This is a genomic window from Candidatus Binatia bacterium, from assembly GCA_029248525.1.
GTDB lineage: Bacteria > Desulfobacterota > Binatia > UBA12015 > UBA12015 > UBA12015.
This window is the reverse complement of the sequence record JAQWJE010000049.1, coordinates 92,154-111,931: the sequence shown is the minus strand read 5'-3', so window position 1 is coordinate 111,931 and position 19,778 is coordinate 92,154. Positions and strand designations below refer to the sequence as shown.

21 protein-coding genes are annotated in these 19,778 nt (G+C 59.2%); 9 read left to right on the top strand and 12 right to left on the bottom strand.

Features of this window, described 5'->3' with window-relative positions:
* Nucleotides 1-2 precede the first annotated feature (2 nt).
* The 6 genes from menD to P8K07_13020 are packed head-to-tail and all read left to right on the top strand — an operon-like array spanning nt 3 to nt 6,588.
* The gene (gene menD / locus P8K07_13045) at nt 3-1,742 is read left to right on the top strand and encodes a 2-succinyl-5-enolpyruvyl-6-hydroxy-3-cyclohexene-1-carboxylic-acid synthase (GenBank protein MDG1959442.1); all 1,740 of its coding nucleotides are present in this window, start codon (nt 3-5) and stop codon (nt 1,740-1,742) included.
* Entirely contained in the window at nt 1,733-2,530 is a 798-nt protein-coding gene (gene menH, locus P8K07_13040; GenBank protein MDG1959441.1) for a 2-succinyl-6-hydroxy-2,4-cyclohexadiene-1-carboxylate synthase, read from the top strand. Before menD ends, menH begins: the two co-directional genes overlap by 10 nt.
* The gene (locus P8K07_13035; protein ID MDG1959440.1) at nt 2,527-3,408 is read left to right on the top strand and encodes a 1,4-dihydroxy-2-naphthoate polyprenyltransferase; all 882 of its coding nucleotides are present in this window, start codon (nt 2,527-2,529) and stop codon (nt 3,406-3,408) included. The genes menH and P8K07_13035 overlap by 4 nt, the downstream gene beginning before the upstream one ends.
* Entirely contained in the window at nt 3,405-4,478 is a 1,074-nt protein-coding gene (gene menC / locus P8K07_13030; GenBank protein MDG1959439.1) for an o-succinylbenzoate synthase, read from the top strand. The genes P8K07_13035 and menC overlap by 4 nt, the downstream gene beginning before the upstream one ends.
* Nucleotides 4,471-5,934, top strand: a complete 1,464-nt coding sequence (locus P8K07_13025; GenBank protein MDG1959438.1) for an AMP-binding protein — start codon at nt 4,471-4,473, stop codon at nt 5,932-5,934. The genes menC and P8K07_13025 overlap by 8 nt, the downstream gene beginning before the upstream one ends.
* A gap of 45 nt (nt 5,935-5,979) precedes the next feature.
* On the top strand, nt 5,980-6,588 hold the full coding sequence (locus P8K07_13020) for a TetR/AcrR family transcriptional regulator (protein MDG1959437.1): 609 nt from the start codon (nt 5,980-5,982) through the stop codon (nt 6,586-6,588).
* Between the two features lie 13 nt (nt 6,589-6,601).
* Here P8K07_13020 and P8K07_13015 read toward each other — a convergent pair whose 3' ends face one another.
* The 6 genes from P8K07_13015 to P8K07_12990 form a co-directional block, all read right to left on the bottom strand.
* Nucleotides 6,602-7,354 (bottom strand): CDP-diacylglycerol O-phosphatidyltransferase, encoded by a 753-nt coding sequence (locus tag P8K07_13015; protein MDG1959436.1) that lies wholly within the window; start codon nt 7,352-7,354, stop codon nt 6,602-6,604.
* Nucleotides 7,354-7,770 (bottom strand): VOC family protein, encoded by a 417-nt coding sequence (locus tag P8K07_13010; GenBank protein ID MDG1959435.1) that lies wholly within the window; start codon nt 7,768-7,770, stop codon nt 7,354-7,356. The genes P8K07_13015 and P8K07_13010 overlap by 1 nt, the downstream gene beginning before the upstream one ends.
* Before the next feature lie 52 nt (nt 7,771-7,822).
* Nucleotides 7,823-9,466 (bottom strand): hypothetical protein, encoded by a 1,644-nt coding sequence (locus P8K07_13005; protein MDG1959434.1) that lies wholly within the window; start codon nt 9,464-9,466, stop codon nt 7,823-7,825.
* A complete protein-coding gene (locus P8K07_13000; GenBank protein MDG1959433.1) occupies nt 9,463-10,332 on the bottom strand; it encodes a hypothetical protein in 870 nt (289 codons plus the stop codon). The genes P8K07_13005 and P8K07_13000 overlap by 4 nt, the downstream gene beginning before the upstream one ends.
* Nucleotides 10,329-10,565: an acyl carrier protein gene (locus P8K07_12995; protein ID MDG1959432.1), complete on the bottom strand. Its 237-nt coding sequence runs from the start codon at nt 10,563-10,565 to the stop codon at nt 10,329-10,331. Before P8K07_12995 ends, P8K07_13000 begins: the two co-directional genes overlap by 4 nt.
* A 69-nt stretch (nt 10,566-10,634) precedes the next feature.
* The gene (locus P8K07_12990) at nt 10,635-10,991 is read right to left on the bottom strand and encodes an antibiotic biosynthesis monooxygenase (GenBank protein ID MDG1959431.1); all 357 of its coding nucleotides are present in this window, start codon (nt 10,989-10,991) and stop codon (nt 10,635-10,637) included.
* 90 nt (nt 10,992-11,081) lie between these two features.
* Between P8K07_12990 and P8K07_12985 the strand changes: the two genes are divergently transcribed.
* From P8K07_12985 to P8K07_12975, 3 genes are all read left to right on the top strand, one after another.
* Nucleotides 11,082-12,542: a DUF2779 domain-containing protein gene (locus tag P8K07_12985; GenBank protein ID MDG1959430.1), complete on the top strand. Its 1,461-nt coding sequence runs from the start codon at nt 11,082-11,084 to the stop codon at nt 12,540-12,542.
* A 114-nt stretch (nt 12,543-12,656) separates the two neighbouring features.
* On the top strand, nt 12,657-13,259 hold the full coding sequence (locus P8K07_12980; GenBank protein MDG1959429.1) for a peroxiredoxin: 603 nt from the start codon (nt 12,657-12,659) through the stop codon (nt 13,257-13,259).
* Nucleotides 13,260-13,346: 87 nt separating this feature from the next.
* Nucleotides 13,347-14,030: a hypothetical protein gene (locus P8K07_12975; protein MDG1959428.1), complete on the top strand. Its 684-nt coding sequence runs from the start codon at nt 13,347-13,349 to the stop codon at nt 14,028-14,030.
* Here the strand turns inward: P8K07_12975 and P8K07_12970 are convergent.
* The 6 genes from P8K07_12970 to P8K07_12945 all read right to left on the bottom strand — a co-directional run bounded on the left by P8K07_12970 (nt 14,025) and on the right by P8K07_12945 (nt 19,680).
* Nucleotides 14,025-16,097: a DUF3604 domain-containing protein gene (locus tag P8K07_12970; protein MDG1959427.1), complete on the bottom strand. Its 2,073-nt coding sequence runs from the start codon at nt 16,095-16,097 to the stop codon at nt 14,025-14,027. The genes P8K07_12975 and P8K07_12970 overlap by 6 nt on opposite strands.
* A gap of 125 nt (nt 16,098-16,222) precedes the next feature.
* Nucleotides 16,223-16,627 (bottom strand): cupin, encoded by a 405-nt coding sequence (locus P8K07_12965; protein MDG1959426.1) that lies wholly within the window; start codon nt 16,625-16,627, stop codon nt 16,223-16,225.
* Nucleotides 16,628-16,659: 32 nt separating this feature from the next.
* Entirely contained in the window at nt 16,660-17,742 is a 1,083-nt protein-coding gene (locus tag P8K07_12960) for an ADP-ribosylglycohydrolase family protein (protein MDG1959425.1), read from the bottom strand.
* Nucleotides 17,739-17,981, bottom strand: coding sequence for a hypothetical protein (locus P8K07_12955; GenBank protein MDG1959424.1), 243 nt, complete (start codon nt 17,979-17,981; stop codon nt 17,739-17,741). Before P8K07_12955 ends, P8K07_12960 begins: the two co-directional genes overlap by 4 nt.
* A 55-nt stretch (nt 17,982-18,036) precedes the next feature.
* Entirely contained in the window at nt 18,037-19,155 is a 1,119-nt protein-coding gene (locus P8K07_12950) for a pectin acetylesterase-family hydrolase (protein MDG1959423.1), read from the bottom strand.
* Between the two features lie 75 nt (nt 19,156-19,230).
* The gene (locus P8K07_12945) at nt 19,231-19,680 is read right to left on the bottom strand and encodes a nuclear transport factor 2 family protein (GenBank protein ID MDG1959422.1); all 450 of its coding nucleotides are present in this window, start codon (nt 19,678-19,680) and stop codon (nt 19,231-19,233) included.
* Nucleotides 19,681-19,778: the final 98 nt, after the last annotated feature.

The window sequence follows — 19,778 nt, the reverse complement described above, 5'->3', positions numbered from 1 at the left end:
CGATGCAGCAGGAGAGTGAAGCCGCTCGGACGGCACGGATCCTGGTTGAAGAACTGGTAGCCTCCGGCGTGGAGGCGGCATGTATTTCGCCTGGAAGCCGATCGACGCCTCTGACGCTGGCTTTCGCCGACCACCCTGATGCGAAGGTGTTTTCGCATATCGATGAACGAGCCGGCAGTTTTTTTGCACTCGGACTTGCGAAGACCTCGCGAAAACCAGTCGCGTTGGTTTGCACGTCGGGCACCGCGCTGGCCAACTATTTTCCTGCAATCATCGAGGCGAGCCTCTCCCGGGTGCCCCTGATTGTTCTGAGTGCCGATCGACCGCCGGAGCTTCACGATTGTGGGGCCAACCAGACGATCCACCAGCAGGAGATTTTCGGCTCCTATGTTCGCTTTGCGTCGAATGTTGCCGCATCGATGGCCGAACCTTCCGGTGAGAGGGCCTTGCGACGTCTCGCGGATCGAGTGGTTGCCGAGGCCTGCAGCGTTCGGTCCGGACCGGTTCATCTCAATTGCGAGTTTCGGGAACCCTTTGGTCCACGAATCGTACCTTCGCCGCCGGACCAGGACGGCAAGGGTGCGCGCGAGCCAAATACGCGCACGCATCAGGTTCGCGGCTTCAGTGGTGACGTGCCTGCGGATGTGATCGATCTTTTGGCAGGCGCTCGGCGGCCACTGATCGTGATGGGGCCCACCGTGTTGGACGCAGGAGAGACGGAGGCAGGGTTGCGAAATCTTGCGGGCCGAGTCGGAGCGGCCATTTTTGCAGAGGCCACCGCGAACGTCCGAGGACTGCAGCCCGAAGATGGCCGTGTGGACGCCTACGATGCCTTGCTGCGAGGCGGGCAACCGAAGGAATTGCCCGATCTTCTGGTGCGCATCGGTGACCTGCCGACCTCCAAGGCGGTCGGGCAATTTTTGATGTCGTGTGCCGAGATTCCGCAAATGATTCTTGCAGAGAACGGCGAATGGCCCGATCCTGCGGCAACCGCTACTCACCTGATTTCCGGCCCGCTTGCGCCGATTCTTGCGACGATTGCAGAGTCTCTGCCGGAAAACGCAGACCGGAGTGCCTGGGCGGCAGGTTGGGTTGCCGCAGGTCTCGAGGCCCGTGGCCGACTCGATCGCTATCTGGATACGACCGAACCAGTGGAAGGAACGATCCTTCGGTCGGTGGTGCAGGCACTTCCGCGCGAGGCAGCGCTTTTTGTCGGCAACTCGATCTCTGTTCGGGACCTTGATCTCTTTTGTGCGTCTGGATCCGATTCGCCCGAGGTTCTTGTGAGTCGAGGGGCGTCGGGGATCGATGGTCTGGTCTCGACGATTTTCGGGGTCAGCGCCGGGCATTCAGGCGCTACCGTGGGCGTGCTTGGGGACGTTTCGTTCCTCCACGATGCCGGCGGTCTTCTTGCCGCCACGCGTGCGGACGCTCGTGCCGTACTGGTGGTTCTGGACAACGACGGTGGGGGGATCTTTGACCATCTGCCGCTGGCCGGCGAAGGGCATCCTGCCTTCGAAGATTTATTTGTCACTTCGCACGGTCGCTCAATCGCTGAAATCAGCAGATCCTATGGGGTTGCTTCAACGGAGGTGCGCGCGGAGCAATTTCCCGATGCTTTGCAGGCAGCACTTTCGAGTGGAGAGAGTCACGTCCTTGTCGTGCGGATTGAGCGTCGGGAATCACTCGCAGCTCATCGCGAAATCGGGACGTTGCTGTCGCAGGTGTCGGGATGGAACTGACAGCCGTTACCTCGGGCGAGGGTCCCCCTCTGGTTCTTCTGCACGGATTCACCGGAAATCATACCAGTTGGGACGAGTGGCTTCCTGAACTCTCGAAACGCTTCCGCGTATTCGCTCTGGATCTTCCCGGTCACGGAGATACGAAGTTCGACGGCCGGGATTCAGCGACAGGTTTACCTCACGTGGCAGCAGTCATCGATCGCTGGCTGGAGAAACAAGGCGTCGTCAAAGCAGATTTCATCGGATATTCCATGGGTGGCCGGACACTATTGCATCTGGCGGCGCTTTTCCCGCAGCGGATTTCTTCGATGATCATTCTCAGTGCCTCGCCAGGGATCGAGGATGCAGCCGAAAGGTCTCGTCGTGCGCATGCCGATGATGGATTGGCCGATCGTATCGAAAGTGAGGGGCTCGAGACCTTTGTGCGCGAGTGGATGGAGCAACCTCTTTTCGAAACGTTGACACTTGCCGAGCCACAGCGAGTTGCCGCCGAGAGATCCAGAAAACTCGCGGGAGACGGGCCATCTTTTGCGCAAGCCCTTCGACAGTTTACGCCCGGTCGGCAGCCATCCCTTTGGCCGGCGCTCGCGCGGATGGAGATGCGAAGTCTGATTCTCTCGGGTGCCCTCGACAAGAAATACGTCGACATCTCCAGCCAGATGGTCGCGGCGATGCCGAGGGCTGAGGGTGTGGTGATCGAGGGGGCCGGACACGCACTCTTGCTGGAAAATCCTGTCGCGACAGAAGCTGCGGTGGCGGCTTTTTACGCGGAACGGGAGACCCCATGAGTTCCGGATCGGGGATCTGGTGGGAGGCGGCGCGGCCCAGGACCTTGCCTGCGGCAGTCGCGCCGATTCTGGTGGGCATGGGCGCTGCCGTGGCAGAGGGCGCCCTCCGGCCCTTGGTCCTCGGTGCAATTTTATTGGCAGCGGTCGCGATTCAAATTGGTACGAATTTCGTAAACGACTGGGGCGATTTCCAGCGCGGTGCGGATGGTGCCGACCGTCAGGGTCCGCGGCGGGCGGTCTCGGCCGGCGATATTTCTCCTCGGACCATGTTGCGCGCGGGTCTGGGGGCTTTCGCACTCGCGGCTCTTGTCGGCCTTTATTTGATCGGGGTCGGGGGCTGGCCAATCGTCTGGATTGGTCTTTTGTCGATTCTCTCCGGGATCGCGTACACCGCAGGTCCACTCCCGCTCGCCTATATAGGCTTGGGGGACCTTTTCGTGTTTGTGTTTTTCGGTCCGGTAGCCGTGCTGGGAACGGAATGGCTGATGATCGATCAGCTAACGATTGCAGGTGCGGTGGGCTCGATCGCGGTAGGTGCTCTCGCAACGGCAATTCTGGTGGTCAATAATATTCGTGATGTGGACGGGGATAGGGAGGTCGGCAAGAAAACCTTGATCGTGCGTCGTGGAGTGATCTGGGGTCGGAAATTCTATCTTTTCCTGATAGTTGTCGCCTTTGCCTGTCCGCCACTCCTGGTCGTTTGCGGCGTGGCTTCCCCGGCTGTTTTGTTGAGCTGGCTGGCGATGCGGATGGCACGATCGCCGCTCGCTTTGGTTCGCCAGGACGGTGCCGGTCGCGCTTTGAATGGTGCCCTGGCAGAGACAGCACGCCTCCAGCTGGTCTTCTCGGCTCTTTTTGCGCTGGGGCTTCTCTTATGAACGTCCAGAAAATAATTCTGACGCCCTATGCAATTCCTCTTCATGAACCCCTGTCGACGGCCTCAAAGAAGATTCGCTCCCGCCGCGGGATGGTGGTCCAGATGCGCACGGAGAAGGGCTGGGGACTCGGGGATATGGCTCCCCATCCGGCCCTCGGCCGCGTGGGGTGGGAGGACTTTCGGCGTGAAGCTCAGTCGATAGCCGAAAGGCTATGCGGCTCGAGTCTGGGCAGTCTTGCTGCGGCAGATTGGTCAGGAATGGAGCCCGGTGCGGCGATGGGCCTCGAAATGGCCTTGTACGACGCCGCGGCGCGCGATGCAGGAGTTTCCCTTGCCCGATTCCTTGGAGCGCGCGGCTCGGGGCCCACGGCGTCGAGTGCTCTTCTGCGCGGAGATGCGCCCTTAGCGTCTGCGGCGGAACTTTTTGCAATGGGGTATCGTACAGCGAAGTTCAAGGCTCACCCGGACCCTCAGCAGACGCTTTCGGAAATTCACGCGATCCGCGAGGCGCTGCCGCAACTGGGGCTTCGACTCGATGTGAATGGGGCATGGTCGAGACAGACGGCCGTCGAATTCTGCGGCGGACTTCGGCAGAATTCGCTGGAGTGGATCGAGCAACCGGTGTGGCGCCAGGATTTGGTCGGGATGCGTGCGGTCCGGGAAAATGGTGTCCGCGTAGCCGCTGACGAGAGCGTCCGCACGGTAGAAGATGTAAGCCGCCTCGCCTCGGAGAAGTCCGCCGACGTGATCGTGATCAAGTTGATGCAGGTTGGAGGCATCGCTGCGGCGATGCGGGTGGCCGCGGAAGCCAAGCGACACGGTTTGCAGATTTGTCTCACCACAGGCTTGGATTCTTCGATAGCGACGTCGGCAGTCTTGCATTTGAGTGCGGTGCTCGAGCCCGAAACCGCCAATGGTTTTTCAACGCTCTCGCTGCTTGAGGGTGACCTGGTCGAACAGGCTCTTCACGAGGGGCCCTTGATGGACGTGCCGGCTGGTTTGGGCCTCGGCGTTTCGTTGGATGCGGAAAGCCCTTTTCTTCTACCGGACGAGATTCATCAAAGTGGTTGATTGGCTTTCTCGGCAGGCTGAGGAGCGCCCGCATCACGTAGCCCTGATCAACGACGAGGGCGGGCAAACGACGTTCCTCGAACTCGAGAACCGAGTAACCGATCACTGCCGTTCTCTGGCAGGAAGGTCGATTGTCCCGGGGATGACCCTCCTTTCGCTGCTGTCGCCCGGGACGGGGTTTGTAACGTTGCTCCATGCGGCGCGGCGGCTTGGCGCGATTCTCGCCATCGGAAATCCCAAATGGACGACTCGCGAAGTATGTCGAGCCGTGGCTCTTGCGGAGCCGGATCTCATTTTTGCGGAGGCTTCGACCGAGGCACTGGGTCAAGCCGCGGCAGCTGTGGCCAACCGTCCCCTTGTCCGGGTAAGCGGGGAAGCCGTCGATTTGTCGATCGATCCCTCGAAGCCTGTTTCGACACCACCAATTGATTTGGCTCGGCCCCTCACTCTGCTCTTCACGTCCGGCACCTCGGGCGAGTCAAAGGCGATCGTCCATGGTGCCGGAAACTATCTGGAGAGCACGTTGTCGAGCAGTCGAAGACTCGGATCGCGGGCCGAGGATATCTGGCTGGCATCGATGCCCCTGCATCATATTGGTGGTCTGTCCATCCTTCTACGCAGCATCATTTTGGGCACGACGATTTGTCTGCAAAAAGGGTTTGACGCCGAAAGAGTGGCCACGGCACTTTTGTCGGGCTCCATCACACAGGCGTCCGTAGTCCCGACAATGCTCGATCCGCTCATCGACGCGATTGCTGGGCGGACGGTTCCGGCGGCACTCCGGTTTGTCCTTGTGGGCGGAGCGCTCGCAACCGGGGATCTGCTGGAGCGTGCTCGGAAAGCCGGCTTGCCGGTAGCTCCGACATACGGCATGACCGAGACGACCTCGCAGGTCGCCACAGCGGTTCCGTCCGGGGCCCCCTTCCGCACGGGAGTGGTGGGTGAGGCTCTCGACGTCACCGAGATCCGTCTCGTGGACAAGGACCGCAGGCCTGTTCTCTCGGGTGTTGGCTCGATCGAGGTCCGTGGACCTACGGTGGCTTTGGGCCGCTTGACGAGGCCCGGAGCGCTGGAGAGCCTCGTGGACGATGATGGTTGGATGCCTACGATGGACGAAGGTCGTATGGAGGCATCGGGTGTTTTGGAACTGCTCGGCCGGACGGATGACGTGATCGTGACGGGTGGGGAGAATGTTTCTCCGTCCGAGGTGGAAGCGGTAATTCTCGCTCACCCGGGCGTGGCGGATGTAGGCGTGGTGGGGCGCCCCGATGAAAGATGGGGTACGGCTGTGACGGCCGTGGTCGTCCCTGTTTCGGGCCTGGAGCCGGTGCTGGAAGACCTACGCTCATTCGCCAGCGGGAGTCTGGCGCGCTACAAGCTGCCGCAAGCAGTCGAGTTCCGGCCAAAGCTGCCTCGAACCGCAAGCGGCAAACTGCAGAGGCACGAATTGAGATGAAGATTCATTCGAAATATCACTTTCGCTTGACCCGGGTGAAGTCGAATGGAACACGAACGGAACGGCATGGACGCACGGGTTAAGATCCTCGAATCCGCCAACCGCCTTTTTGCGCGGCATGGATACGAGAACACTTCGTTGGCGAGCGTTGCTCGCGAGGCAAAGGTCTCCAAGGCTCTGATTTTTTGGCACTTCGAAAATAAGGAATGTCTGTTTGACGAAGTCATCGCCGAAACGATTGCGCCTTATCATATCGAGGGCGGCGATATCGAGAATGTGAATACGCTCTCGCCCGACGATGCCCTCGAAGTCATTGCGGACCGCTACACAGCATTCGTACTGGAGCATATTGAGTCCGTGCGATTTTTTCTGAGCCTGTTTTTACGTGAAGAGAAAATGCCGGATGCTTTTTTTGCGCAGGTCCTGGAGCTCTACCGACACTTTCGGCGTTTGATCCGCGAGAATATCGAACGTGGTCAAAAGGAAGGCATCTTCGCACAGGAGCTTGATGCCGAAGTGCGAGCGAGTCTGATCCTTTCCACCTTGAACGGGATTCTCGTGCAGGGGCTCGTGACAACGGATGGATCGCCGCCGGCCGCGGGACTGGTGGTGGCGCTGCGCGAGACACTCATCGACCCGATGCGTGTCTCCTGAGAGCAGTGTTCTTTCAGGCCTGAGCGTTCGGATCAGGTGGGGTCTGCTGATCCCCGCTCCCTTTCCATTGGAGATAAAAGGACAGGCCCGTGTAGTAGATCGGGTAGAGCAGAGTGACGGCTGCAAGGCCGACGCGCCTTTCCGGAAGGGCGTCCACGACGACCAACCCGACGAGTCCCCAGAGGATACCCAAAATGACGGAAGTGGGTCGCATGAAAAGCGTGCGAGAGGGGTAGATGAATTTCAGTGGGGCGAAAACCAGAATGGCCAGTCCGAAGGTGACCATGGCAGAGATGGTTGGCGGGATGGCGAAGATATACAAATAGAACGTCAGGATGTTCCAGTAAGACGGGAACCCGGTGAAGAAATGGTCTTCGGTTTTCGCCGCGACGTGGCAGAAGCGGTAGGCGGAGGCGAGAACCGCGGCACTTGCCGCGAGAACACCGAAGGCCCCCTCGAGGATTCCGGTGGCAAGCATGAGATAGACCGGGACCATGACGAAGGTCATATAGTCGACGATATCGTCCAGCTTCGCTCCATCGAATACAGGCAGGACTTCCTTGACTCGAACCAGACGAGCCAGAGCGCCGTCCATCGCATCAATCACGACGGCGAGCGAGAGCCAGAAAAAAGCGACGCGGATATCGTTCTGCTGGATCGCGTACAGCGCTCCGAGAGTACATATCGTGCCGAACGCGGTAAAAAAGTGAACAGACCACGCGGCCAGATGGCGCATTGGTGTTTCCTGTGCCGGGCTTTTGGGCATCAGATCATCTCCGGGATGACAATTTTCGACAAGGTGGGTTCAAAAAGAATTTGCACCGAATTTCCGTCCGGGTCAGCTACGTAGCACGAGACGCTATCATCTCGGTGGGTGCGGGTTGCCTGAAGGATCTCGACGCCGGCCTCGCGTAGCGCCTTCTCCGCAGGGAGGACCTCCTCGGGTTGAGCCACCAGAATGCCCAGATGGTCCAGAGCGCCGGGTCGGGCAACTTCGTCGGCGAGATGCAGCGCGAGATTGTCACACCCGGAAGATAAATAGATATTTTCCGGATCTGGCTGCCAGACCACGGAAAATCCCAATAAATCTCGGTAAAAATGAAGTGAACCATCCAGGTCCATCACGTTCAGAGCGACGTGACGCAAGCCCAGATGCTTCACGGCTGGTTGCTGGTCCTTCATGCGCTCTTATCTTCTACATGATCGAGGCGCCTCCTGCGATGGCTCGCGCCTGCTAAGGCCGAACATGAAGGACTCGCCCATCCCCTGGCAGGACCATCCAGAGAGAGTCCTGTGGGGTCGTGACGATTGGAACCTCCCGGGGACGATCCGACTGGCTGGTCCCGACGGCCAGATTATCGATCAGGCGCACAAGGCTTCCGTCCGAGCGGCGTTCGGTGAGTGCCGCTCGGCCCTGTTCGATCACGAAGGTTCGACCATCCCGCGCCTGAGCGATGCCCACGGGCCGGGAGAGTTCACTACTCAAGGAAGAGAGGGCGGTGCCCTCGCGGAGCGCAATGATCCGACCACTCTCCGGTTCGGTGACCAGCAACCTTTCCCGGTCGGTCGTGAGCGCGAGCGGCGACAGCAAGGAGTAGGTGATCGGCCACCACAGGCCGTCGCTGGAAATTTTCAGAATCTGGCCGCTGCCGGTCTCGGCGACCGAAACTTCGCCCGTCCAGAGTCTCGCGAGACTGGTGGGCCAATCCAGTCCGCTGGAGAATTCCTCGACCCTTGGGTTGCTGAGGTCGAATCGATAGAGCCGGCCTTCTTCGGGCGATGAAATATAGGCAGCATTATCCCCGCCGATAATGATTCCGGAGGCGGAAGAGAACCCGGGCGTGATTCCCCTTGCAGCGACAAGCGACAGGTTTCCTTGATGCAATCGTTTTACGGAAAGTCCGTCGGCGATCAGGAGGGAGGTCCCCCATAATGTCGCGCCTTGAGGGACAAGAAGACCTCCCGGTACCAGCGCTTTGGGTTGCGCGTCGAAGGGGCGAAGCCGCTCGACAGATCCCCAAAGGGCATTTGTAACGAGCGTGGAATCACCGCAGGGGGCAAAGTCATTGATCCCCGGATCGAGTTGTTTCAGGAGTCTCGCGGGCGATTCGCGGTGCAGGGAATTCAATCCGAGGATCCGTCCAGTGCCACTCTCGATGATTCCCGGTTGGCCATCGTGCATCTCGCGGATGGCGACGGGTGAGCGGAGACCCTGGGTCAGTCGCACTCGCTGGCCGTTGGACGAGTCGATCCGCCAAACTTCGCCGACCTCGCGCAACGGCACCAGAAGTGCGCCCCGGGAAACGGCCGGAGTTCCCGGGCAACCGAGATCTTGTGCAATGATTCGAGGCTGCTTTTGCGCGGTCGAGATACGGGACACGGAGCCACGGAGGTCGCATTGGCTGAAATAAATCTCGTTTTGGTCAGCCACCAATCCTGAAAGGTCCGGCAGGTTGGAGGCTTCGACGGACCACCGGCCGTCGCGAGTCTTCTTCCATAATTCAGCCCCGTGCGCCGCTGTGACCCACAACGACCCGTCGGCATCAATCGCGAGGTGGGTGGGTCCCTCAAGCTTTTCGGGGAGGGCGATCGTGGATAGCGAGCCATCGGGGGTCAGTCGCCGGATACGGTTGACCGCGGCCTCGGCGATAAAAGCCTCACCGGCCCGACAGGCAATGCCATCTGCACCCCGGAGGGAAGAGGGCGGGAGTTCGGTTGTGAAAGACACGGCACCAAGAACCCGGGGTTCTTGTGACAACGTTTTTACACTCTGCGCCCGACTTCCTTCTCGCAAGGCTCGCTGCAGTGCCTCTCCTGAATCGAGCGAAGCGCAGGAGATCGACAGACAGAACCAAAGAGCCGACAGCCTCATATTCATGGTTTCTCCACGTGAACGAACGGCCAGAGCCACCATTGGTCCGGCTGGCGTGCGAGTATTTTTCGCAGCCAGATCCCGATGGATTCCGCGAGTTCCTCCTCGCGGGCCGCGGGAATCGGTTCTTCGTGCGCGACATGAATTTTTTGCCCACAGCTGTGTCCGAGAATCGGGACCAGGGGCACTTTGGTGAGAGCGGCCAATCGCAGAAGACCCGAGGCAATCCGGATGGGTTCTCCGAATAGATCGATCACGCGGGAGCGGCTTGTGGGCTGTGCCGGGACGTCGACCGAAGCAAAGATCGAACGCCCCTCGAGAAGTTCGGTGCGGGCCTGCAACGCTCCGGCACCGTCATCGGGAATAAAGGTCTCCCCCGTCAGTGTTTCCATCCACTCGACTTTACGGTGTCCCCAGCGCATCTTGCCGGGCGGGAGCGGGTTCGACTTGTCGAGAGGCCTCCCGATCAAGCGTACAGGAATCCCCAGAACCGAGCGCAGGTAGAGAAATGTGATCATGGGACTGCCCCAATGGAGAGTGATGTAGATACAGGGTCCGTCCACTGGTGAGAACGGTGGTGTCGCCTCCACAGCCTCGGCGATGGGTTGCCCCGACACCAGCAGCCGCGCGGAGTCCGCTTCTTCTCGTGCTTCCGAAGCCAGGCATTGTCGGTAGATCTGGCGGCTGTCGCGCGGGGCCAGGTCAAGCGCCCGGGAGATGCGGTTGATAGCGGTTCGGCTGCGTTCCCGTTGCAGGACCTCCTCCACGCGGGAAATCATATGGACGTAGGCGTTGGTTCCCCCCATGCTGCGCGCAGCCAGACTGTCGAGGAGTTGGTACCGAGCACGTTCCCATGGAGGCAGCAGGTTCATTGTCGGGGAGCACGCTCGATCATGCGCACGACATCGTTTACCGACAATGTGTCGGTGAGTGCTTCTCCGGGTAGCCGGATGTGGAAATCGCAATCGAGCGCGGTAGCGATTTCGACCAGCGACAAGGAGTCCAACTCGGCAAGGTCTCCAAGGATGCTCTCGGGCCGGACGCAGCTGGTCTCGACTCCGAGCGCGACTGCGATCGTGGCGCAAGCTTTTTCGACATCGATCATTTCAACTTCCGCTATCTAGCCGGAATCCGGCGCGATGTTCCAGCGCCGGTTGCGCGAGATGCGCTGGCCTCAGACGTCGAGGTCCGTGCTCAGGAATACCTCGTGAATGATCAGCTTGTTCGGACCCGAGAACATTCCTTCGGGGGCTCGGTTTTTGTGCGCTTCTGCGAAGGAGGGGCTTTTGGTCCAAGCGGTAAAGTCAGCGAAGCTTCGCCACCAGGTTTTTACCTCATAAAAGCCGGGCTCTTCGGTATTCTCGACCCATTCACCTGTGCCGTGGTCCAGTTTCATGGGTTTAGGACGGTGAACTTCATTACGGACAAAGCCCGGGGATTGGTCCACGAGGTGAACCCTTTTGCGAAAGCGATCTTCAAAATCGGCTTCGAAACCTTCGGAGACAGGGATGCGATTGGTCACGAGAATCATGCATGAACCTTAGCATCCTGTTTTTCCGTTTGCGCCGGGATCGATGGTGGTTCCTCAGGGGGGGACGTACTAAGGTCGGGTATGCCGCGGGTGCCCAAACTTTCCAAAAGTCGCTTTACCTACGGTTTGCAATGCCACAAACAGCTCTGGTGGCGTTGCTTTGATGCACGTTCCCCGGAATTGAAGCCGAGTCCGTCGCAACAGGCGATCTTCTCTCGAGGGCACCGTGTCGGAGATCTCGCGCAGGAGCATATCCCCGGAGGCTTCCGGATTCCTTACGACGGGCGCCAGAAGAAAAAAGCCGTCAAGGCAACAGAACAAGCTCTGGCTGCTGGCGAAAAAATTATCTACGAGGCAGCCTTCGAGCATGCCGATGTATTTGTAGCTGCGGATATCCTGATTCAGGAAGATGAGGGTTGGACGATGGTCGAGGTGAAATCCTCTACAAGCGTCAAGGATCAACATATTCCCGATGCCGCAGTGCAGACCTGGGTGGCGCAGGCCACGGGGATTCCGATCACGCAAGTCGATCTGATGCATTTGAACCGGAGCTGCCGCTTTCCCGACCTCTCAAACCTATTCTGCAGGACGGACATCACGGAACGAGTCGAGGCCTGCTTGCCCAGCGTTCCCGGCGAGCTGCAGGCGCAGAAGTCGATGCTGGATCTGCCGATACCCATCCGGGAGGCCGGCGCACATTGTCGGATTCCCTATGAATGCCCTTTTCTGCTGCGTTGCCAGGATCCCTTGCCGGACGGTCATGTATCGGAACTTCATGGGCTGGGGGCTCTAGGCGCACAAAAGTTTCTCGAACGCGGCCAGAACGCTCTTGTGGATGTGCAACCCAACCAGCTTTCCGGGAATCCGATCTGGTTGCGCCAGCGGGAGGCCGCTGCGACTGGCGAGGTTGTCTGCTCGAACCAACTGAGCGCGGTAGTTCCCTCCGAGGCAGGCCGCGTGGGCTATCTGGATTTTGAAACTCTGGCCCCGGCCGTGCCCGTCTGGGAGGGTTGTGGCCCTTACCAGAATGTCCCCGCGCAGTTCTCCCTTCATGTGCGGGAAGGCGGGGTCCTCGAGCATCACCAGTTTTTGGCCCCGGAGGGGGGCGACCCGCGACCCGCGGTGGCAGGTGCACTCGGGTCGGCGCTGGCGGGTTGTTCGGTTCTCTTTGTCTACGACGCGCGTTTTGAGAGACGTTGTTTGCGCCAGTTGGCCGCATATTCTCCTGATGGACCAGCGGAATTACTGGCGATGGCGGACCGGGTCGAGGATTTTCTGCCGCTGGTCCGCAACCATGTCTACCATCCCGACTTCCACGGCAGCTTCAGCCTGAAGGCGGTTCTACCTGCTCTGATCCCGGAGATGAATTATGGCGACCTTCGGGTCGCCGATGGACAGCTGGCGAGTGCCGAGCTCGAGACGCTTCTCCTGCGCCCCGAGACATGGCCGGAGTGGCGCCAGAAGCGAACGCGCAAGGAGCTTCTGGACTATTGCGCGCGAGATACGCTCGCTTTGGTACGCCTGCATGACTGGTTTCTGGCCCCGAGGTAGCCCTCTGGCCACAACCTGGCGGGTACTTGCGAAACTTGGGCGAAGTGCTTGTTTTAAAGGAGGGAGCGGGTTCTCCGCCCCATAACCCGCAAGCGATGATCAGGAGTAGGACAAATGAGTGTTTTGGTAGGCAAGTCAGCGCCCGATTTTGAATGTGCAGCCGTTCTCGGTGATGGAACGATCCAGGAGGATTTTCGTCTCTCGGAGGCCACCAAGGGAAAGTATGCCCTGCTGGTTTTCTATCCGTTGGATTTCACCTTCGTCTGTCCGTCCGAGCTGGTTGCTCTCGACAATCGAATCGAGCAATTCAAGGAGCGCAATGTTGAGGTGATCGGCATTTCGATCGACTCGCAGTTCACACATCATGCATGGCGCGAAACGGCTCCCGAAAATGGCGGGATCGGTCCTCTGAAGTACACATTGGCAGCGGACACCAAGCACGAGATCTGCCAAGCTTATGATGTCGAGTCTGCTGGCGGTGTCGCTTTCCGCGGGGCCTTCATCATCGACAAGGAATTCATGGTGCAATCGCAGATTGTCAATAACTTGCCCTTGGGTCGGAACATGGACGAACTCCTCCGACTCGTCGATGCGCTGCAGTTCCACGAGGAGCATGGTGAAGTTTGCCCGGCCGGTTGGCAAAAGGGCGATCAGGGAATGACCGCGAACGCCGATGGCGTTGCGTCCTACCTGAAAGACAACGCTGGCAAGCTCTGATGCAATCGAGTCGGAATCCGGAGCACCCGGGTTCCGACTCGATCTTTCTTTTCTGCGACAACCGAATTTCGTAGAGCCGAAGTCGTCATGATCGAAGACGAAAACGCAGACAGCCCCTTTCGATTATTTGCGTATGGCTCGCTTCTTTTTGAACCCGAATTCCCCGAAGACCTGATCGAGACAGCGACCGCCGAGCTTCCGGGATACCGTCGGGCCTTCAACAAGCTCAGTCTGCGGCGTGCGACGGCGTACGAAGAAAGTTTTGACGCCTTTGACCTCCCGGGCGGTCATTATCGACGCGACGGGAAAAATCTTTCGCTCGCGCTCGGCACCGAGGCTTCTCTCGGGCAGAGCATCGTTGGCGGCCTGCAGATCTACCCAGGCCGTATTTTGGGTAAATTGCAGCCCAGACTGGATCGCCGTGAGGGGTTTTCGGAAAAGCGGCCCTCCCGACAAAATGGCTATCTTCGCTCCAGCGTGGAATTGATGCGGCGTGCACAGGTGGTCCCCGCCATAACGTACCTCACCAACCCGGACGAGGCGTGCATCTGGACGATCGGGCCCGAAATCGATGTGATTTTGCGAGCCAAGATTCTGATCAACGCTACCCCGCGGGAAGTCTCGTCAGGTCTGGCTCGAGGCCTCGATTATCTTCAGAAGACTCGTCAGGAATTGGCCTCGATCGGGGCACGTGATGCCGCGCTCGAAGAACTCGCCGAAGCAGTACGCAGCTTCGATGGACCCTGGCGAGCGCGAGTAGCTGATCTATGAGGGAGAGCCGCCGGACGCTGCACTGCTCGTGGGTACATTCGCTCCGGTAGCCGGAGCGGCAGTGCCTGCCAAAGCTGCGGGAAGGAGCCAGATCGGCGACGACCACGCTCGTTCCTGCAGGAGCACTTCGACACCGGGGCGCGGTTCGGTCCCGGCCCGGAGGGCATCCCATGTCGACCAGCGACAGGTCGGATTCTCGAGCGCGCGAACATAGTAGAAGGCACGCTGCGTGGCATCAAAGTTCGGATCACGCCATGCTGCTCGCAACTCGCCCGCGCCCTTGTCCTGTGAATAAGCACAATCCTCGAGGTTGACCCGGGCCCCATTATCCGGGCATCGATGCGTTTGGGGGTCTGGGGTACCACCGTCGGAGCAAGCCACATCATAAACAAGCTCGGATGTTTCCCCGTTTTCGGTCCAGCCTTTCACGATTTGCAGGCGTTGCAGGGGGGCACTCAAGGCATCACGCACAGCCCAGGCGAGAAAAAGGGGTGAGCCGCTTGCCTCCGCCTGAAGATCACCGCCCATGGTCGCACCGCTGGCGTAGGCACGGCTGACCACAGCCGGATCCCCGAGCATCTCGGCGTCCCAATCGTAGCCGGCGAAGAGGCGCACCCGGATGCGTGGCCCGGAGGTCGCGAATGTTTCTTTCCGCCTGAAGGCGTCGAAGATGGCGTCTCGAGTATTCTCTTCAGCCCAGACCGCAGCCAGTCCTGAGGCACCGAAGGTGATCGACGGCGCATCGAAGTAGGTTTCGCCATCGATCTCGGCGACCATATCACCCGCAATCATTTTAGCACCAATGCCGGCCCACCATGGCAGGGGCACGGAGCCCCTGAGTTCGGGGGTGCTGTCCAGCAGTCCGATTTTGGCAAAATAATCGGCCTCATTATCGGGGATAGCTCCGGTGTGTGTGTCGCTGGCGCCGACAAAACCGAATTTGAAGGGGTTTGCCACACCCTTTTCTTCAAATACCAGACCGTTGCGAAGCGCCTCGCGGACGTAGCTGCCCTCAGGCTGGCTGTAGAGCGTAGTGCCGACACGAGTCTCCATCAACTCGAAGCTCGCCCATTCGTCAGACTCCGACAGGGAGGGGTGCGTCTCGGACGTGCCCTTGATCTGGGTGATCTCGACAAGAGGCTCATTGCGCACTCGTTTGGTTGTATAATCGTCATCCAGCGGGTCGCCGGCCCAGTCGACCAATTTGAACATCTGACCGTTGGAGCCGTTGGAGTTATGGGGGATCGCCAGGCTCTCGATTCCCTGAGCCCGCAAGCCGTCCATCCAATCCCATAGTCCCTCCGGATCGCGTGAGTGGAAGCGGGAAAAGGGCTCGGCAGGCAGGCGATTGGTATCGCGAAAGATTACATTTCGGTGCAGATTGCCGCTGTCGTCACTCGAGGAAGTATATTCGTAGGCGGCAAACGTCGTAAACGTCCCCGGGTTGTTAAAATCATCGGCTGATTCGACGATATCGAGCCATGCACTTTTGGCGACGCGGACGGCCTCCGACCGGTCAATCGATCCGTCGAGCATGCCATCGAGGGCGCCGGGGACAAACATGCCGAAAATCGTGAGGCGAGCAGGCACGCTCGTGATTCCACGATTGCCTTCGGTATTCAGATCATGCAGGGGCTCCGAGACCTCGTACTGGGAGAACGCGCTGGTTGTATCGGCGGCCTCTGCAGCCAGGCCAAGAAAGAGTGCATGGTCGGTGACCGCATAGAAGTCCAGCGGTTCGCGCAATTTCATATCGAAGCCGGCGGGATGTTTCAGCGTCTCACCCAGAGCGTAGCGGTAGGCGTCTCTGGGAGTGGCGAGGGTTCCGAAGGCGTAGGCATCGAAGGAATACGTCGTATGCACATGCAAGTCGCCGAAGTATGCATTGCGGTCGGGGTTGGCCATTGGCCGAGTATCGATGAAGTCCTCATCGATCGCGAAAGCTCGATCAGGGTATTGGGCCCGGCTGGCCAATGGACTCATTTCGTTCAAATCAGAGGTTTGTTCACACCCCGCAAAAGCGACCAGGGCCAGCACGGCAAAGAGTAGTTTGGGTTCTTTTTTCATGAGGCTTCTTTCCTGCCATTGATCGGCATTTTAGGCTCGCATCTTGTTCTCGTCAGGGCCCGAGGCTCCAGAAGGATTTACATCGAACGCTGTTGGGGGGAAACCCGTCCGGACGTCTCTGCCGGTTACTGGTCGGAGGCTCGTCCAACGGGGTCAGTAGGGATGCTGTCCGGGTCGCGGTGCACGGTATCGGGAGAAAATGCCGGCAGGCAGATTGCAATATACTGCGCGCCTTCAGGCTCCGGCGTGCTGTAGCGGACCCATTCACCTGCTTCGGTAATGATGGCTTGTCCCGCCAGAACTTTCAGGGTTCCTGTTTCATGTTCCACATGAAGGGTACCGCTGAGAACCAGCGTGATCTCCTCAAACTCCGGGCGTTGGCCTGGTTCGAGCCAGCCTTCGGGCGACGTCATTCGTGCCAGACTTACGCCATGATGTCCGGAGTTGACGCGGCCGGCGAACTCCTCAATTTTTTTTGGTTTCGTTCCGGCCGCTTCGATGATGGAGGGAGAGGGAATCAATTTGGGCATGGCCGATCCTTAGCCTTTATGCCGGGCGTCTCCTAGGAGGTCGCTGCGCCGGTGTCTCCGGCAATCTTTTGGCCGACAGCACAGGTCCGACGGACCAGATCTTCCAGGGCCAGTTCTCCGACGCCCGCGATCGTTACGGCCACCCGATCCTGCCAGGGTTTTGTCCATAAGGCGGGGATTTCTCCCGGGCCGAGGCCCCAAAGTCCGCCTACGGTTGCGCCGTTACAATCAGTGTCCCAGCCAGCACTTACCGTGTCACCGATCGCTTGTGAAAAATCATCCTCTCCTTCGAGCAGCCCCAAAACGACGACCGCCAGGTTGTTGACGGTATGGACCGGGCTCAGATCGGCATATCTCTCACGAATTCTCGCCATGCCATCCTTCGTTCCATGCAGCGAAACGGCGAGGTCGACAGCGGCCAGACATGCGGACCCTTCGGGAATCTGTTTCCGCGCCTCCGCGACGGCCTCCGCAAAGCCATCACTCGCCGGGATCGCGGCACCCAGGGCAGCGATAAATGCCGCGCCGAAAACACCCTCGTCGCGATGGGAAAGTCGGGCATCGCGCGAGGCGAGGTCGGCTGCAAGTGCGGGCTCGCCGGGACATACCCATCCGTAGACATCGGCGCGTATTTGGGCACCGATCCAATCATTATATTCATTGTCAGAGCAGAGCTCGAGGTCGAAGTTCGGCGGTGCACCGAAGAGAAAGCCGGTCTCGGCCTCCTGAGCGAGAATATTATAAGCCGCTCGCTCCGCAGTGAAGGTAGCGCCCGCCGGGAGGTAACGTAGCCACGTGCGCGCCACGTGTGCCGTATTCAGGCCGCGGCCATGCTCTTCGAGCATCATCAGGGCGAGAACGGAATACGTAATATCGTCATCGGGCTCACTCCGGCAGAGATATTCGCGGCAGGATTTCCTCGCGATATCGACCAGCGTCCCCTCGATATGCGGGACATAGTCGCGCAGGGGTAGGGCTTTTGCCTGCTCGAGATACGATTGCAGCGAATCAAAGCCCTGCATCATCGATAGAGCTTCGATGGGTTTGCCCAGTTGGCAGCCCGAGATGCGACCCTGCCAGGCGCGACGGATTCGTGACGGTTCAATCATATTCATCGAGAAAGAAACTCCAGCACCGCATCACCCACGGCTTTTGGTTGCTCGGGGAGCATGGCATGTCCGGCGTTTGGCGCGGCATAGATCTCAGCCACGATTTCGTGGGAACCGCGTCTGGTGCGCACCTGCGATCTTTCCACCGCCCCCTCCTTTAACAGCGATGGCTGCGTATCGGCAGCAGCTGGTGTTGCTGCCGATACGAGGCCCGGAATCAGGAAATGAAATCCCGCAACTTTCATTGCCCTCGCCGTCTCCTGGAAATCTTTTTTGAAAAGACCAAAAATCGCCGCGGACCTATTCTTCCGGCGCTCCAGTCCGTCGGTCGCATGCCTCACCGATACAGCTGACCCGCGGGTCGACGTCTTTGCCTTCGGCCAGGTCCCCAAACCAGTCGACCAGGCGAATTCCATTTTCCTGCACGTTGTAGAAATTATCGCTGACAATGATGCAGTGCTGATCACCTGAGGCGATATAGGATTGGAAGTTTTCGGCCTGCTGGTGTGCGGATTCGATGTTGGCGGTCATGTCCTCGCTCCAGGCGGTCGCGCCGCCCTGACCACCCATGGCCGAGTAGAAAAACGTCTGGTTGTTGTCATATTTGGAGTTGTATTGGCCGACCTTGGCTTCGGGGAAGTAACTCCCGACCTGGCCATAAAAATAGGAAAGGTCGATCGATGTCAGGTCCACATTGTCCGGGTTCAATCCCGGGATGAACGCTGGAGACTGGGCAAAGGCATTCCACGACGGGAAGCTGTCCTTGAAAAAGCTGGACGTGATGACTCCGGCACCACAATCACCCACTTGGACGATTTCCGAGTTCTGATAGTGCTCCATCAGATAAGGGGCCCAGCCAATCGAACCATAGGCGCCGGCACTGCAGCCGGTGATGAAGATCCGTTCCGGTTTCTCGAAGTTTTCGTAAACCCAATCCATTACGGCCTGCGAGTTCACGGCACCTTTGTGGTGAACCTCAAACGCATCCTCGCCCTCGCCATAGGTCTCGACATTATTGCCCCAGTGAATATCTCCGGTGCAGTACGGGATAAATACGTGGTACCAATCCTTGAAGGGATTCTCCGGGTTGTCGCGATCATAGATTCCCTGCCGGCCCTCACGCAGGAGGGCCTCCGGGTTGACCTCGGGATTGAAAATCGCGTCGGCAACACTGCATGTCAGTTCGTCCCAGCAAGCGCCTCCACCCATGAAATCGATGACCACCTTGTTTACGGTGCCGCCACGAACGGCGTACGCATACTCGGTGCCGCGCGAACAGATGGTTTCGCCCCCGGGTCGAATGAGAGTCCATTCATCGGGAAGCTCGGGGGTCCGGGGTTCGGAACTCGAGCCACCGCAGGCGCCGGCGAGGATCGCGGCAAAAATCGCTAATACGGGAAACATTCGGGGGTCTTTCATGGGGAATCCTTTTCGAGGGGCAGTACCCCGCAATCGATTTGCGCGGTGCCGCCAGTAAAAGTTCAGTCTCAAAATTCAGGGTGCGACGACTTCGCCGCCAAAGTCGGATGCGTGCGCGGCAGCCATCACCTCGAGAAACCATCCCGGGAATTGACTGACGAATTTATTCACATCCCAGATATCGCTCCAGCGATAGATTTTTCCCGCGCGCATTTCATGAACCGTGGCGAAGCGGTTGACGGCAGTTTCGCCAGTCTTGAAGGTCCAGGTTTCGGTATGGTCCAGCATGGCCAGGTCGCCGTCGACAGCCAGATGGTGGATTTCGTGCTTATGATCGACCAAGTGGTCGAAGGCGATTCGCAGACGCCGCACCGTATTTTCGGGGCCAATTGCACCGGTATCCTCGGTCGGGACGTCTTCGTACTGGATTTCGGGGTCCAGACAATCTGTCAGGGTCTCCCAGTCTTGTGCGCTGAGCGCGGACCACATTCGGTGGATGGTTTCCAGATTGGCTTCTCGGGACATGAGTTTCTCTATCACGGCGACACCCGGTGTAAATTGCCCCGGGGGCAATCGCGTCGAAAAAAGCCTGCGAGGAGGTGCAGGGTGGCCAAGGCTGGGCT

Bases quoted from the DNA above. Each gene is read 5' to 3' on its own strand.
- menD (MDG1959442.1), top strand. From the start codon at position 3: ATGCAGCAGGAGAGTGAAGCCGCTCGGACGGCACGGATCCTGGTTGAA.
- menH (MDG1959441.1), top strand. From the start codon at position 1,733: ATGGAACTGACAGCCGTTACCTCGGGCGAGGGTCCCCCTCTGGTTCTT.
- P8K07_13035 (MDG1959440.1), top strand. From the start codon at position 2,527: ATGAGTTCCGGATCGGGGATCTGGTGGGAGGCGGCGCGGCCCAGGACC.
- menC (MDG1959439.1), top strand. From the start codon at position 3,405: ATGAACGTCCAGAAAATAATTCTGACGCCCTATGCAATTCCTCTTCAT.
- P8K07_13020 (MDG1959437.1), top strand. From the start codon at position 5,980: ATGGAACACGAACGGAACGGCATGGACGCACGGGTTAAGATCCTCGAA.
- P8K07_13015 (MDG1959436.1), bottom strand. From the start codon at position 7,354: ATGCCCAAAAGCCCGGCACAGGAAACACCAATGCGCCATCTGGCCGCG.
- P8K07_13010 (MDG1959435.1), bottom strand. From the start codon at position 7,770: ATGAAGGACCAGCAACCAGCCGTGAAGCATCTGGGCTTGCGTCACGTC.
- P8K07_13005 (MDG1959434.1), bottom strand. From the start codon at position 9,466: ATGAATATGAGGCTGTCGGCTCTTTGGTTCTGTCTGTCGATCTCCTGC.
- P8K07_13000 (MDG1959433.1), bottom strand. From the start codon at position 10,332: ATGAACCTGCTGCCTCCATGGGAACGTGCTCGGTACCAACTCCTCGAC.
- P8K07_12995 (MDG1959432.1), bottom strand. From the start codon at position 10,565: ATGATCGATGTCGAAAAAGCTTGCGCCACGATCGCAGTCGCGCTCGGA.
- P8K07_12990 (MDG1959431.1), bottom strand. From the start codon at position 10,991: ATGATTCTCGTGACCAATCGCATCCCTGTCTCCGAAGGTTTCGAAGCC.
- P8K07_12980 (MDG1959429.1), top strand. From the start codon at position 12,657: ATGAGTGTTTTGGTAGGCAAGTCAGCGCCCGATTTTGAATGTGCAGCC.
- P8K07_12975 (MDG1959428.1), top strand. From the start codon at position 13,347: ATGATCGAAGACGAAAACGCAGACAGCCCCTTTCGATTATTTGCGTAT.
- P8K07_12970 (MDG1959427.1), bottom strand. From the start codon at position 16,097: ATGAAAAAAGAACCCAAACTACTCTTTGCCGTGCTGGCCCTGGTCGCT.
- P8K07_12965 (MDG1959426.1), bottom strand. From the start codon at position 16,627: ATGCCCAAATTGATTCCCTCTCCCTCCATCATCGAAGCGGCCGGAACG.
- P8K07_12960 (MDG1959425.1), bottom strand. From the start codon at position 17,742: ATGAATATGATTGAACCGTCACGAATCCGTCGCGCCTGGCAGGGTCGC.
- P8K07_12955 (MDG1959424.1), bottom strand. From the start codon at position 17,981: ATGAAAGTTGCGGGATTTCATTTCCTGATTCCGGGCCTCGTATCGGCA.
- P8K07_12950 (MDG1959423.1), bottom strand. From the start codon at position 19,155: ATGAAAGACCCCCGAATGTTTCCCGTATTAGCGATTTTTGCCGCGATC.
- P8K07_12945 (MDG1959422.1), bottom strand. From the start codon at position 19,680: ATGTCCCGAGAAGCCAATCTGGAAACCATCCACCGAATGTGGTCCGCG.